The organism is Bacteroides sp. MSSM.1001136sp1_RTP21357st2_D2_RTP21359_211015 (assembly GCF_040913205.1).
Lineage (GTDB): Bacteria > Bacteroidota > Bacteroidia > Bacteroidales > Bacteroidaceae > Bacteroides > Bacteroides ovatus.
In genome coordinates this window covers 215949-229330 of record NZ_JBDFVF010000001.1, presented here as the reverse complement: position 1 = coordinate 229330, position 13382 = coordinate 215949, and the positions used below count along the sequence as shown (strand labels likewise).

The following is a 13382-nucleotide window of genomic DNA, read 5'->3' as shown; positions in this document are numbered from 1 at the left end:
TATCAAAATGCAATTTCGACATTACAATCCGGAATATTTCTGTATACCCGAATTTTTTCCAAAAAAAATACCTACTTTTGCAAAGTAATTATTAGACTGGTGTAAAAGTGGCAAGAAAGAAAAAAGAGCTTCCCTTATTGGAGAAGGTAACAATCATGGATGTGGCTGCCGAAGGAAAAGCCATCGCAAAAGTAAACGACCTGGTGATTTTTGTTCCCTATGTAGTGCCGGGTGATGTCGTAGACCTGCAAATCAAGCGTAAAAAGAATAAATATGCCGAAGCTGAAGCGGTGAAGTTTCACGAGCTGTCGCCCAATCGCGCTGTTCCTTTCTGCCAACACTATGGCGTATGCGGTGGCTGCAAGTGGCAAGTGCTCCCCTATTCGGAGCAGATCAGATATAAGCAAAAGCAAGTGGAAGATAATTTGAGACGTATCGGGAAAATCGAACTTCCCGAAATTTCTCCAATTCTCGGTTCTGACAAGACGGAATTCTACAGGAACAAACTGGAATTCACCTTCTCAAATAAACGCTGGTTGACAAACGAAGAAGTTCGTCAGGATGTGAAGTATGACCAGATGAATGCGGTGGGTTTCCACATTCCGGGAGCCTTTGACAAGGTGCTGGCTATTGAGAAATGCTGGTTACAGGATGATATATCCAACCGTATCCGCAACGCTGTACGTGACTACGCTTACGAGCACGATTACTCTTTCATCAATCTGCGCACACAGGAAGGTATGCTGCGGAATATGATTGTACGCACCTCTTCAACTGGCGAACTGATGGTAATCGTCATTTGCAAGATTACAGAAGATCACGAAATGGAACTGTTCAAGCAGTTACTCCAATTCGTAGCGGACTCTTTCCCAGAAATCACTTCTCTTCTATACATTATTAATAATAAGTGCAATGACACAATCAATGATTTGGATGTGCATGTATTTAAAGGGAAAGATCACATCTTTGAAGAAATGGAGGGACTGCGTTTCAAAGTAGGACCGAAATCATTCTATCAGACCAACTCGGAACAGGCTTATAATTTATATAAAGTAGCCCGTGAATTTGCCGGATTAACAGGCAATGAACTGGTATATGACCTCTATACAGGAACGGGAACAATCGCCAACTTCGTATCACGCCAGGCTCGCCAGGTAATCGGTATCGAATATGTGCCGGAAGCTATCGAAGACGCAAAGGTAAATGCAGAAATCAATGATATCAAGAATGCATTGTTTTATGCCGGTGATATGAAGGATATACTGACGCAGGATTTCATCAATCAGCATGGACGCCCGGATGTAATCATTACTGATCCTCCTCGTGCCGGTATGCACCAGGATGTAGTTGATGTCATCTTGTTTGCCGAACCGAAACGGATTGTGTATGTAAGTTGTAATCCTGCTACTCAAGCACGGGATTTGCAATTACTCGATGAGAAATACAAGGTGAAAGCCATTCAACCGGTAGATATGTTCCCTCACACCCACCACGTAGAAAATGTGGTGTTGCTGGAACTTCGATAATCCGTGGTGATAATAGAATTTCAAAAGAAAAAAGAAATGGGAAAAAGACCTAGAAGAACTCCTGCTGAAAAAGCACGTGCTCAATATACCAATTATGCAGTGAAAGAACCCATGGAACTAATGGAGTTCCTGGCTGCCAAGATGCCGGACGCAAGTCGTACGAAATTAAAATCGTTGTTAAGCAAACGGGTTGTATTTGTTGATAATGTGATAACCACACAATTCAACTTTCCTCTTGAAGCGGGCATGAAAGTGCAAATCAGCAAACAAAAGGGAAAAAAAGAATTTAATAACAGACTGCTGAAAATCGTGTATGAAGACGCATATATCATTGTTGTCGAAAAGATGCAAGGACTTTTATCAGTCAATACAGAAAGACAGAAAGAGCGCACAGCCTATACAATACTTAACGAATACGTGCAACGTTCCGGACGTCAATTCCGTGTGTTTATCGTTCATCGCCTGGACAGGGACACTTCCGGCCTGATGATGTTTGCTAAAGACGAAAAAACACAGCGGACACTACGTGATAACTGGCACGATATCGTGACTGACCGTCGATATGTAGCTGTGGTGGAGGGAAGTATGGAAAAAGATTATGATACAGTCGTTTCCTGGCTGACTGATAAAACGCTTTATGTAAGTTCCAGTGAATATGATGACGGTGGATCAAAATCTATTACCCACTATAAGACCATCAAACGTGCCAACGGATATTCTCTGTTGGAACTCGATCTGGAAACCGGCCGAAAGAATCAGATTCGTGTACACATGCAAGATTTAGGACATCCTATTATCGGTGATGGAAGATATGGAAGAGAAGATGCTCCCAACCCTATCGGACGACTGGCACTCCATGCTTTCAAACTTTGTTTCTATCATCCGGTAACGGGAGATTTGATGGAGTTCGAGACGCCTTATCCGGCGGAGTTTAAGAAGTTGTTTCTGAAAAAATAAATTCCCATATTCAAAAATAAAGCCAGAATCATAATCGACTCTGGCTTTATTTTTAATCTTCATTATTATTTTATTGACGCCTCATATAAAATGGCTGTCCATCTATTCTATCTCTAAAATCCTGCCAATTATTATACCATGTTCCACTAAATGTCCTGCCGGTAGCTTCTGCACCCCAAATATAGGCATAAGTGCGGTCACCGTAGAAAAATAATTCCATTGAATTATATCCTCCATCAATCCATCTCCACTCAAAAACCAGATAATTTGGATCACCAGCAGAACCAATCGTTCCTTGATTTCTCGCATTAAATGTCATGAGCGTACCTCTTCCCCAGGTATATGCCCCGAAATCAATTTCTTCATTAGTATACCACTCGCCAGGCAGATTAAATTCTGTCTCTTCTTCACTCTCACACGAAGTAAAGCCAACCAATAAAGTCAGCATCATTAAGATACCTGCATATCTTTTTATCATTTTCATAATTCTCTAGTTTATTGCGTTTATTAATACAAAATTAGCATTTTATATTTACTATACATCACAAGCCACAAGTTTTTTGTACCTTTGCAAAGATAATATTAAATTTTCCACATGAAACTTCTTTGGCTTGATTTAAATAGTTCGTACGCTCATTCTTCGCTGGCATTGCCAGCCTTACATGCCCAGATAGCAAATAATACAGACATTGAATGGTGTACGGTCTCCGCCACTATCAATGAAAATACCGGTAGTGTCGTCAATCAAATCTACCGCCATCAACCGGACATCATTGCAGCTACCAACTGGCTATTTAATCACGAGCAACTCCTGCACATCGTTTCACGCGCAAAAACGTTACTACCTCACTGCTGTGTTATACTCGGAGGTCCCGAGTTTTTAGGAGATAATGAAGCTTTCTTATATAAGAACAAATTTGTAAGCGGAGTGTTTCGCGGAGAAGGCGAAGAAGTATTTCCTTTATGGTTAAAAGTGTGGAATCAGCCAAGAAAAGAATGGAAATCAATCACAGGACTCTGCTATCTGGATGAATCGGAAGCATACCATGACAACGGGCTCGCCCGTGTCATGAACTTTTCCGAATTAGTCCCTCCTGAAGAGAGCCGTTTCTTCAATTGGAGCAAACCCTTTGTGCAATTAGAAACTACCCGCGGATGTTTTAACACCTGTGCCTTTTGTGTCAGTGGAGGTGAAAAACCGGTTCGCACCCTATCTCTTGAAGCAACCCGGAAACGTCTTGACGTGATACACCAACACGGAATCAAGAATGTACGGGTACTGGACCGCACTTTCAATTACAACAACAAACGGGCAAAAGAATTACTAAATCTATTCCGCGAATACCCGGATATCTGTTTTCATCTGGAAATTCATCCTGCACTCCTTTCCGATGAACTCAAACAGGAATTAGCCACCCTTCCTAAAAGACTGCTACACCTGGAAGCCGGAATCCAAAGCCTTCGGGAAAACGTGCTTGAACAAAGCCGGAGAATAGGCAAACTCTCCGATGCTTTGGCCGGACTCAAGTATCTATGTTCCCTTGAAAACATGGAAACCCATGCCGACTTAATAGCAGGGCTCCCACTCTACCATCTATCAGAAATTTTCGATGATGTCCGTACTTTAGCAGAGTATGGCGCAGGAGAAATTCAACTGGAATCCCTCAAATTACTTCCGGGCACCGAAATGAAAAGAAGAGCGGACGAATTAGGCATACAGTACTCTCCACTCCCTCCATACGAAGTTCTTCAAACTCGTGAAATCACCGTAGATGAATTACAGACAGCACATTATCTGTCCCGCCTGTTAGACGGTTTCTATAATACCCCAACTTGGCGAAGCATCACACGGATACTCATTCTCGAAAACCCTCATTTTATACATGAGTTACTCGATCATTTAGTTCAAACAGATGTGATTGACACCCCTCTTAGCCTGGAAAAAAGAGGATTAATCCTCTATGACTTCTGCAAGAATCATTATCCCGACTACCTGACACAAGTCAGCATTGCATGGATAGAAGCGGGTATGTCATTAAAAAAAGCTCCGGCAGAAAAAGTAAGAACCAAAAGACAGCTACCACCTGAAAGCTGGGAAATAGAATACGGAGCATATCGCGAGAATCTACGATTATGTTTCCTTCCCACCGATGAAGAAGGACATGGTTACTGGTTTGGTTTTGAATCGGAGATTCAGAAGATACAACCGGTTTTCAAAGCTAAAAAACTATCATAAATAAAAGAAAAGTATTCTCATATTATGTGAAATTATTATTAGTCGCTAATCGTTTAGAGCAGCATTTCCTGTTTTCCACCGTCCATACAATAAACTTTACTAGCACAGTGTATGGACATTCGAAAATATCAATTCAATATTTTTTGCCTATTATTGTTCCCCTTATCCGCAACAGGACAAGAATGGAACAAACAGGATTCATTGAGACTTCAGCAAATGCTGGAATCCGGTCAGGAGATCAAGATAAATAGAAAGTTTATCGAGAAAGTAGAGCAAAACATGTACTCTCGAAAACCATTTGTAGATTTTGATCCCACACTACCGACTTTAAAATCTTCCATGATTTTTTCGAAACCTTCCATTCGCACTTATCAGACATTCCTAAAACCGGGTTCCACCTTTTTACCCACTTACTCCTGGTTAAGAATAAACAAGAATCTTGTGCTGCACAGTAAAAGTAATTTTGCAGAAAATTCCAGTTGCTTTCATATCCAAAGCCAAATAGAATATAATTTATCTCCCAAATGGTCTCTCAACATATATGGCGTACAAAACCTTGATACCCGAAAACACCGGGGCCTCCCTTCCGAAGTGGAACCCACCCAATTGGGTAGTAATGTTGTTCTCAAAATAAATAAAAACTGGAAAATAAAAACAGGGGTACAATACCAATACAATGTCCTCCGCAAAAGATGGGAATGGATACCTCAAATTAGTGTTTCATACGAATGGTAACCCGTGCCGACAATCAGGAATCGAAAAGTTTTAGAAAACAAGAAAGCATATTTTCCATTTATTCTCGTACCTTTGTCATACGATTAAATATGCTATCATAATGAAGAACTTTATCAAGGGATTCCGGTTTACCCCCTCTAATTATCCGGCAGAAGTAGAAGCAAAAATACAGAAATACAGAAAGCAAGGTTATAAACTTCCACCGCGCAAAGTACTCCGTACTCCCGAGCAACTGGAAGGTATCCGGGAAAGTGCCAAGATCAATACTGCACTGCTGGACTATATTTCAGAGAATATCCGGGAAGGCATGTCCACCGAAGAAATTGATGTGCTAGTGTATGATTTCACTACCAGTCACGGTGCCATCCCTGCCCCACTCAACTACGAAGGTTTTCCCAAAAGTGTTTGCACCAGCATCAACGATGTAGTGTGCCACGGAATACCCAATAAAAATGAGATTCTGAAAAGCGGAGATATTATCAATGTAGATGTTTCCACCATTTACAAAGGATATTTTTCCGATGCATCCCGTATGTTTATGATTGGAGACGTCAACCCCGATATGCAAAAGTTAGTACAGGTAACCAAAGAATGTATGGAAATAGGAATTGCTGCCGCACAACCCTGGAAACAGCTGGGTGATGTAGGCGCCGCCATCCAGGAACATGCAGAAAAGAACGGATTCAGCGTAGTCCGTGATCTCTGCGGACATGGCGTAGGGATGCAATTCCATGAGGAACCGGACGTAGAACATTTCGGACGCCGGGGCACAGGCATGATGATTGTGCCGGGCATGACCTTCACCATCGAACCCATGATTAATATGGGAACCTACGAAGTGTTTATAGACGATGCCGACGGATGGACTGTCTGTACCGACGACGGACTGCCTTCCGCCCAATGGGAAAATATGATTCTGATTACTGAAACCGGAAACGAAATTCTGACATATTAATGGAACTGATTCTACTTATTGTTATTGCCGTGTTAATGATAGTCCTACTTGTATTATCACTAACCAAAGGCAACAATCAAACTCAAGCAGAACAATTACAAATAGCCTTGCGCCAGCAAATGCAGGAAAACCGGGAAGAACTGAACCGCAGCATCCGGGAACTTCGCATGGAAATGACGCAAACGCTGAACCAGAATATGCAACAGCTCCAAGATGTTCTGCACAAGAATATGATGACTACCGGAGAACTGCAACGACAGAAATTCGACATGATGGCCCGCCAGCAGGAAGCATTACTGAAATCCACCGAGAAACGACTGGATGATATGCGCCTGATGGTGGAAGAAAAGCTCCAGAAAACCCTGAATGAACGTATCGGCCAATCATTCGAAATCGTCCGTTCGCAACTTGAGAACGTGCAAAAAGGACTGGGAGAAATGAAATCTCTTGCTCAAGATGTCGGCGGACTAAAAAAGGTATTGAGCAACGTAAAGATGAGAGGAACGTTCGGCGAAGTCCAACTGGGTGCACTCTTAGAACAAATGATGAGCCCCGAACAGTACGACGCCAATGTCAAAACCAAAAAGAGCGGAACCGAATTTGTAGAATTTGCCATCAAGCTTCCGGGAAAAGATGACGCCAACAGCACCGTCTACCTCCCCATCGACGCCAAATTTCCGAAAGATGTATACGAACAATATTACGATGCATTCGAAGCGGGAGACGCAGCATTGATGGAATCGTCCGGCAAACAATTGGAAAATACAATCAAAAAGATGGCAAAAGACATTCATGATAAGTATGTGGACCCGCCTTTTACCACAGATTTTGCCATCATGTTCCTCCCGTTTGAAAGCATATATGCCGAAGTAATCCGACGCACCAGTCTCATCGAAACACTCCAAAAGGAGTATAAGATTGTAGTTACAGGTCCGACAACATTAGGCGCCATCCTCAACAGTCTTCAGATGGGATTCCGCACGCTTGCTATCCAAAAACGTACCGGAGAAGTCTGGACCGTATTGGGAGCTGTCAAAACAGAATTCAGTAAATTCGGAGGATTACTTGAAAAAGTACAAAAGAACCTGCAAAGCGCCGGTGACCAACTCGAAGAAGTCATGGGAAAACGAACACGTGCCATCGAACGCAAACTGCGGCAAGTGGAACAGTTGCCACACGAAGAAAGCCAAAAGATTCTCCCTATTGACGTAGAGGACGATTTGACAGATTACTAACTGATATTATTTAGGCACGGATTACACGATAAACACGGAAAGAAAATAAACTTATCCGTGCAATTCGTATAATCCGCGCCTAAAAAATTAGAGAGAGTGTTTCGACACACCTCGACACTAAATAGAAAATGCTCTACAACATTTCCATATCACGTTAATCCGCATAACTCCGCAAAGCCAAATTCTTCACCCAAAGAACGAAGATACCCGTCAGAATCAGATTCAATACCAGAGTAAGCACTGAAATAACCAATGCCGGGCCACCCAAGTTATATCCCAATGCAATGAAAATGATTCCGGCCCCTACCTCACCACGGGTAAACATACCGATGGAAAGAGCCAGTCGCTCACTTAATTTCCGGTCACGATAGAAGAACATCGGACAAAGCTTTCCTATATTCGACAATAAAGAGACAATCACCACATGAAACATAATCATTCCCCACGACATCATCTCCTGTGATCCCGTTACAGAATAAGAACCTGCATGAGTCTCCGCAAAGTTCACTCCGATAAAATGCGGCATACTCATTCCCACCAGGAACATGAAGAAAAATGAAATCCCGGTAGACACCTTTCGTTCCACAGGTGTGTCATATTCCTTATGTTTCATAATCATACCCAGAACAAATGCCGGCAACAGGACTTCAATATGAATACTTCCCTCGTCCCCATACAATTCTTTACTCCCCAGATACAGTATTTGAGTAGCCAGAAATATAATCACTGAATAAAAGAGGATAGCCTTCCAATCCTGACGCCAATCATACTTATTCAATCTTTGCCAGCCGATCGACAATAACAAGAACACAATCACCACCACAATAATCAACTGCCAGCGCAGCCCGATCATCATAATCTGAAGAGGAATCATTAAAAGAATCGTATCCAAGTCATCGAAAATTGCCAATACCTGTATTTTCTTATAAATCCAACTGGACTTCAGTCCGATAGCCGCCAACATCGTAAACAGAATACCGGCTGATGTAGGTGCAGCAAAACGGCTTAACAATAAATTCTCCTTCCACGCTTCCCAACTATTCCAAAACTCGGGCGGAAGCAAAATAAACACATAATAAATGGCAATCATAAACCACGGTAAAGCAGCCGTAGCCATTGCAATAAAATAATCTTGAGCGTAACTTTTCCACCGCGTTTTATCAAGGACGAACTCACGGCCTACATTAATCATTATAAAACTAAGGCATACATAGAGTAGTACATTCGATATGGATTTAACAGCTCCATACCCATCTCCTGCCATCATCGGCAGGAATTGCGAAACCACGAGCCCCAACATCAGGAAGCCCGAAAAAGACAGAACTTTTCTCATATTTATAGTTGTTTGTTGCTAAAAAGTAATTGCCAAGGAAAGCTCTGCAGACAGAAGGCAATCACCTGGTGTATTAAAAACTAACCGCAAGTCAATTTGTTCAGAACAGATCTCTGAAAAATTGCTTGCGGCAGTATTTTTAATCCAGCTTCAGTACGGCGAGGAAGGCTTTTTGCGGCACTTCCACGTTACCGATTTGTTTCATTCGTTTTTTACCTTTTTTCTGCTTTTCAAGCAGTTTACGTTTACGGCTCACGTCACCACCATAACACTTCGCTGTCACATCCTTACGAACAGCCTTAATCGTTTCACGGGAAATAATCTTAGCCCCGATAGCTGCCTGAATGGCAATATCAAACTGCTGGCGCGGAATAAGCTCTTTCAGCTTCTCACACATCCGGCGTCCCATATCGTAAGCATTGTCAATATGCGTCAAAGTAGAAAGTGCATCCACAGGCTCACCGTTCAACAAAATATCCAGCTTCACCAGCTTCGAAGTACGGAAACCATTCGGATGATAATCAAACGACGCATACCCTTTAGAAATACTCTTCAACTTATCATAAAAGTCAATCACAATTTCTCCCAAAGGCATATTGTAATAGATTTCCACCCGGTTACCGGAGATATATTCCTGTTTAATCAATTCACCGCGTTTACCCAGACAAAGCGTCATAATCGAACCGATATAATCAGTCGTTGTAATAATAGATGCTTTGATATACGGTTCCTCGATATGGTCAATCATCGTCGGGTCGGGCATACCACCGGGGTTGTGCACCTCCTTCATATTGCCCTGCTTATCATATATATGGTAGGACACGTTCGGTACCGTAGTAATCACATTCATGTCAAACTCACGGTCCAGACGCTCCTGCACAATCTCCATGTGGAGCAATCCGAGGAAACCGCAACGGAAACCAAAACCCAAAGCCAATGAAGACTCCGGCTGGAAAGTCAACGACGCATCATTCAGCTGCAACTTTTCCAAAGACGCGCGAAGATCTTCGAAATCTTCCGCCTCAATCGGGTACACTCCGGCAAACACCATCGGCTTCACCTCCTCAAACCCGGCAATAGCCTTGTCACACGGACGGGCAATATGTGTAATGGTATCTCCCACCTTCACCTCTTTGGAAGTTTTGATACCGGAAATTATATATCCTACATCCCCCGTACGAAGTTCGTTACGAGGCACCATATCCATTTTCAACACCCCTATTTCATCGGCATCATACTCTTTTCCCGTATTGAAAAACTTCACCTTGTCGCCCTTGCGAATCGTGCCGTTTTCAATCTTGAAATAAGCTATAATTCCACGGAAAGAGTTGAATACAGAGTCGAAAATCAAAGCCTGCAACGGCGCCTCTTCATTCCCTTCGGGATGAGGAATACGTTCAATCACAGCAGCCAGTATCTCTTCCACTCCCATACCCGTTTTACCGGATGCACGGATTACCTCCTCGCGCTTGCAACCCAACAGTTCAACGATTTCGTCCTCCACTTCTTCGGGATTGGCGCTCGCCATATCGCATTTATTGATAACCGGAATAATCTCAAGGTCGTGTTCAATGGCCATATACAGATTCGAGATCGTCTGCGCCTGCACTCCCTGCGAAGCATCGACAATCAGCAATGCCCCTTCACATGCAGCGATAGAACGTGACACCTCATACGAAAAGTCCACGTGTCCCGGAGTATCAATCAGGTTAAGGACATACTTCTCCCCCTGATAAGTATATTCCATCTGGATCGCATGGCTCTTGATAGTGATCCCTCTTTCTTTTTCCAGATCCATATTATCAAGCATCTGCCCTGAAGTCACCTGAATGGTGTTAGTAAACTCCAACAGACGGTCGGCCAACGTTGACTTACCGTGGTCAATATGAGCAATAATGCAAAAGTTGCGAATATTCTTCATTCTGAATTCTTATTATTTTATCTTTTTGGTGTGCAAAGATACGTAAATGGCGGAATAAAAAAAAATGCGTTGATAACATTATGATCATGTACCAACGCATTTTTTTATTGCTTAAGTGAGTTACTCGCTTAGATCAATTTGATGAAGAGTTCACCTTCAACTTCTTCCACAGAGACTTTGTCTTCTCTCAATAACCAGCCAAGGCCGAGGAACAGATCTTTGTCAACCAATTTAGTTGCTTTTTTAAGCTGCTTGGCAGTCATTCCTTCTGTTTCGTTCAGTGCATTCCAGATAGTACCTGCAATTACACCAGCTTTTTCTTTCAACATTTGCTTTGCAATTTTAGTTAGACATGCTTAAAATCATCCGGTCAAAAAGACTTTCAGATTTTATTTCGGGGACAAAGATAGTTATTTTTATGTTATATAACACTTTATTGAGCACTTTTTTATCGTTTTTGTAATAAAAAAGCATTTTTTCTTTCATTTAGGATGCTTTTCGAGATATTCAGACCAAATTCTTGCCGCTTCTTCCACCATTTTTGCACAGGGACGCTTGCTATAATATTGAGCAGTACGCTCTTCCGGAATCGTTGAAACGGGATCTTTTTTCTTTAATCCCAACAATTCGCCACAAATCAGCGAGCCGTTACGCTTCTTAAATTCAGCCGCCAGTTCTTGCACCACCGCATAATTGGCAGCTTTTCCTTCCCGGTCTGTCGCTTCCGTAGCGCCGGTTTCCAAGCCCGCCACCAAAAACATACCGCAGGCAGCTCCACACGTTTCACGCATTCGTCCTATCCCCCCGCCAAAGGAAGCACCCATACGCAACGCCTGTTCCTGTGTAAATCCATACATATCCGCAAAGGCCGCTACTACCGACTGTGAACAGTTATATCCGCTCTTAAAAAGCTCCACTGCTTTCTGTATTCTATCTTCCATAAACTATTTTGCATTTTTATTTCGCACAAAAATATAAAAAAGTATCTTTGCATCAGATAGGGCGTAAAGATTAAAATCAAAAAAAGAAAATATGAACAAAACTATTTCATATAAAGAATCGACAGCCATTGCCATCCAAGCTATGATAAGCGCAGCCAGAAAGGATGAATATGCTGACAGGAAAAGAAAAAGTGGTTTTCCCAAAAACAGAAAGAAACGTGATGTCACTCTCAAAGATGTACGTGAATGGAACAAGAGAAGAAATTATAAAGAGGATGCAGGAATTGCCGTCAATGCAATGATGGCGTCAGCTATCAACGACCCCTATGTGGACCTGAATCCACCCTCCAAATTCTAAGAGATAAAACAATGGCTACAACATTCGATATTCAACTCCCTCATTACCCGCGTGGATTTCATTTAATCACGCGTGATATCATTTCACAACTACCAGCACTTCCCGAAAGTGGCCTACTGGTAATCTTTATCAAACACACCTCTGCCGGACTAACTATCAACGAAAATGCAGACCCGGACGTACGGCATGACTTCCAGACATTCTTTAATAAACTGGTTCCCGACGGTGCCCCCTATTTCATCCATACCCTCGAAGGCCCCGACGATATGAGCGCCCATATAAAAGCCTCCCTGATAGGAAGCTCGGTCACTATCCCCATCAAGAATCACCGCCTGAACCTGGGAACATGGCAAGGTGTCTACCTCTGCGAATTTCGCGACGGAGGAGACACCCGTAAATTGAGTATTACTATCCTATAATATTTCCAACGCCATCGGACAATGATCGGAATGTACGGCCTCATTCAGGATATACGCACGTTTCAACAGCGGGCGTACCGGCTCACTAACCATGCAATAGTCAATTCTCCAGCCCTTATTTTTGGCACGCGAATTAAAACGATAGCTCCACCAGGTATATTCCTGTTTTTCGGGACAAAGCGTACGGAAAGAATCAACATACCCCGCAGACAGGAAACGTGTCATCCACTCCCGCTCTTCAGGAAGGAAACCACTGTTTGTTGCATTCCGGACAGGATCATGAATGTCGATCGGCTCATGGCAGATATTATAATCGCCACAAAGAATCAAATTGGGACGGGACTTCTGCAACTCCATCACATACTTTTGAAAATCTTCCAGCCACACCATTTTAAAAGCCTGGCGTTCGTCCCCGCTCGTTCCCGAAGGGTGATAAACACTGACTACCGATAAGTCTCCGAAATCCGCCCGGATAAAACGTCCTTCATTATCATAAGCCTCCATTCCCATCCCATATTCCACATGGTCCGGTTCCTGCTTGGTAAGTATGGCCACTCCACTGTATCCTTTCTTCTGCGCCGAATACAAATAAGACTTGTAACCCAACGCTTCAAACACCTCTCCCGGATACTGGTCCGGTTGCAGTTTCGTTTCTTGCAGACAAAGAATATCAGGATTCTCCTGCGCCAGCCATTCCGGCAAACCTTTAGATACGGCGGCACGTAGTCCGTTCACATTATAAGTAATAATCTTCATCGATCTATAT

Annotated in this window: 14 protein-coding genes; 8 read left to right on the top strand and 6 right to left on the bottom strand. The window is 42.8% G+C overall.

All coding sequences use genetic code 11. The annotated features are described in order from the left end of the window. Positions 1-155 precede the first annotated feature (155 nt). Both rlmD and AB5217_RS00955 read left to right on the top strand, forming a co-directional pair. Positions 156-1526: a 23S rRNA (uracil(1939)-C(5))-methyltransferase RlmD gene (gene rlmD / locus AB5217_RS00960; RefSeq protein ID WP_217622112.1), complete on the top strand. Its 1371-nt coding sequence runs from the start codon at positions 156-158 to the stop codon at positions 1524-1526. A 36-nt stretch (positions 1527-1562) separates the two neighbouring features. Then, complete coding sequence (locus AB5217_RS00955; protein WP_004303559.1) at positions 1563-2483, top strand: RluA family pseudouridine synthase; 921 nt, start codon at positions 1563-1565, stop codon at positions 2481-2483. Between the two features lie 70 nt (positions 2484-2553). On the opposite strand, the gene AB5217_RS00950 is transcribed toward AB5217_RS00955, so the two are convergent. Then, positions 2554-2967, bottom strand: coding sequence for a hypothetical protein (locus AB5217_RS00950; protein WP_004295611.1), 414 nt, complete (start codon positions 2965-2967; stop codon positions 2554-2556). Positions 2968-3078: 111 nt separating this feature from the next. Between AB5217_RS00950 and AB5217_RS00945 the strand changes: the two genes are divergently transcribed. The 4 genes from AB5217_RS00945 to AB5217_RS00930 all read left to right on the top strand — a co-directional run bounded on the left by AB5217_RS00945 (position 3079) and on the right by AB5217_RS00930 (position 7644). Continuing rightward, entirely contained in the window at positions 3079-4719 is a 1641-nt protein-coding gene (locus tag AB5217_RS00945) for a DUF4080 domain-containing protein (protein WP_368112860.1), read from the top strand. A 111-nt stretch (positions 4720-4830) separates the two neighbouring features. Then, positions 4831-5454 (top strand): DUF4858 domain-containing protein, encoded by a 624-nt coding sequence (locus tag AB5217_RS00940; protein ID WP_004295608.1) that lies wholly within the window; start codon positions 4831-4833, stop codon positions 5452-5454. Between the two features lie 100 nt (positions 5455-5554). Then, positions 5555-6409 carry a type I methionyl aminopeptidase gene (gene map / locus AB5217_RS00935; RefSeq protein WP_008648157.1) on the top strand — a complete coding sequence of 285 codons (855 nt, stop codon included), beginning with the start codon at positions 5555-5557 and terminating at the stop codon, positions 6407-6409. Next, positions 6409-7644, top strand: coding sequence for a DNA recombination protein RmuC (locus tag AB5217_RS00930; protein WP_004303563.1), 1236 nt, complete (start codon positions 6409-6411; stop codon positions 7642-7644). Before map ends, AB5217_RS00930 begins: the two co-directional genes overlap by 1 nt. Before the next feature lie 154 nt (positions 7645-7798). On the opposite strand, the gene AB5217_RS00925 is transcribed toward AB5217_RS00930, so the two are convergent. The 4 genes from AB5217_RS00925 to AB5217_RS00910 all read right to left on the bottom strand — a co-directional run bounded on the left by AB5217_RS00925 (position 7799) and on the right by AB5217_RS00910 (position 11839). Then, positions 7799-8977: a sodium:proton antiporter gene (locus AB5217_RS00925; RefSeq protein WP_368112859.1), complete on the bottom strand. Its 1179-nt coding sequence runs from the start codon at positions 8975-8977 to the stop codon at positions 7799-7801. Positions 8978-9116: 139 nt separating this feature from the next. Beyond that, a complete protein-coding gene (gene lepA, locus AB5217_RS00920; protein ID WP_004295604.1) occupies positions 9117-10898 on the bottom strand; it encodes a translation elongation factor 4 in 1782 nt (593 codons plus the stop codon). Positions 10899-11026: 128 nt separating this feature from the next. Next, on the bottom strand, positions 11027-11227 hold the full coding sequence (locus AB5217_RS00915; RefSeq protein WP_004295603.1) for a winged helix-turn-helix domain-containing protein: 201 nt from the start codon (positions 11225-11227) through the stop codon (positions 11027-11029). A gap of 153 nt (positions 11228-11380) precedes the next feature. Then, the gene (locus AB5217_RS00910) at positions 11381-11839 is read right to left on the bottom strand and encodes a C-GCAxxG-C-C family protein (RefSeq protein WP_004295601.1); all 459 of its coding nucleotides are present in this window, start codon (positions 11837-11839) and stop codon (positions 11381-11383) included. 91 nt (positions 11840-11930) lie between these two features. On the opposite strand from AB5217_RS00910, the gene AB5217_RS00905 reads away from it, so the two are divergent. After that, positions 11931-12197 carry a hypothetical protein gene (locus tag AB5217_RS00905; RefSeq protein ID WP_254029948.1) on the top strand — a complete coding sequence of 89 codons (267 nt, stop codon included), beginning with the start codon at positions 11931-11933 and terminating at the stop codon, positions 12195-12197. 11 nt (positions 12198-12208) lie between these two features. Continuing rightward, complete coding sequence (locus AB5217_RS00900) at positions 12209-12616, top strand: secondary thiamine-phosphate synthase enzyme YjbQ (RefSeq protein ID WP_004303566.1); 408 nt, start codon at positions 12209-12211, stop codon at positions 12614-12616. Here the strand turns inward: AB5217_RS00900 and AB5217_RS00895 are convergent. Then, positions 12611-13372, bottom strand: coding sequence for an exodeoxyribonuclease III (locus AB5217_RS00895; protein WP_004303567.1), 762 nt, complete (start codon positions 13370-13372; stop codon positions 12611-12613). The two genes, AB5217_RS00900 and AB5217_RS00895, sit on opposite strands and share 6 nt — an antisense overlap. Positions 13373-13382 lie beyond the last annotated feature (10 nt).

Excerpts from the sequence above, each read along its gene's own strand:
- AB5217_RS00955 (WP_004303559.1), top strand. The coding sequence starts at position 1,563 with ATGGGAAAAAGACCTAGAAGAACTCCTGCTGAAAAAGCACGTGCTCAA.
- AB5217_RS00915 (WP_004295603.1), bottom strand. The coding sequence starts at position 11,227 with ATGTTGAAAGAAAAAGCTGGTGTAATTGCAGGTACTATCTGGAATGCA.
- AB5217_RS00925 (WP_368112859.1), bottom strand. The coding sequence starts at position 8,977 with ATGAGAAAAGTTCTGTCTTTTTCGGGCTTCCTGATGTTGGGGCTCGTG.
- AB5217_RS00895 (WP_004303567.1), bottom strand. The coding sequence starts at position 13,372 with ATGAAGATTATTACTTATAATGTGAACGGACTACGTGCCGCCGTATCT.
- lepA (WP_004295604.1), bottom strand. The coding sequence starts at position 10,898 with ATGAAGAATATTCGCAACTTTTGCATTATTGCTCATATTGACCACGGT.
- AB5217_RS00940 (WP_004295608.1), top strand. The coding sequence starts at position 4,831 with ATGGACATTCGAAAATATCAATTCAATATTTTTTGCCTATTATTGTTC.
- AB5217_RS00905 (WP_254029948.1), top strand. The coding sequence starts at position 11,931 with ATGAACAAAACTATTTCATATAAAGAATCGACAGCCATTGCCATCCAA.
- AB5217_RS00945 (WP_368112860.1), top strand. The coding sequence starts at position 3,079 with ATGAAACTTCTTTGGCTTGATTTAAATAGTTCGTACGCTCATTCTTCG.
- AB5217_RS00910 (WP_004295601.1), bottom strand. The coding sequence starts at position 11,839 with ATGGAAGATAGAATACAGAAAGCAGTGGAGCTTTTTAAGAGCGGATAT.
- rlmD (WP_217622112.1), top strand. The coding sequence starts at position 156 with ATGGATGTGGCTGCCGAAGGAAAAGCCATCGCAAAAGTAAACGACCTG.
- map (WP_008648157.1), top strand. The coding sequence starts at position 5,555 with ATGAAGAACTTTATCAAGGGATTCCGGTTTACCCCCTCTAATTATCCG.
- AB5217_RS00900 (WP_004303566.1), top strand. The coding sequence starts at position 12,209 with ATGGCTACAACATTCGATATTCAACTCCCTCATTACCCGCGTGGATTT.
- AB5217_RS00950 (WP_004295611.1), bottom strand. The coding sequence starts at position 2,967 with ATGAAAATGATAAAAAGATATGCAGGTATCTTAATGATGCTGACTTTA.
- AB5217_RS00930 (WP_004303563.1), top strand. The coding sequence starts at position 6,409 with ATGGAACTGATTCTACTTATTGTTATTGCCGTGTTAATGATAGTCCTA.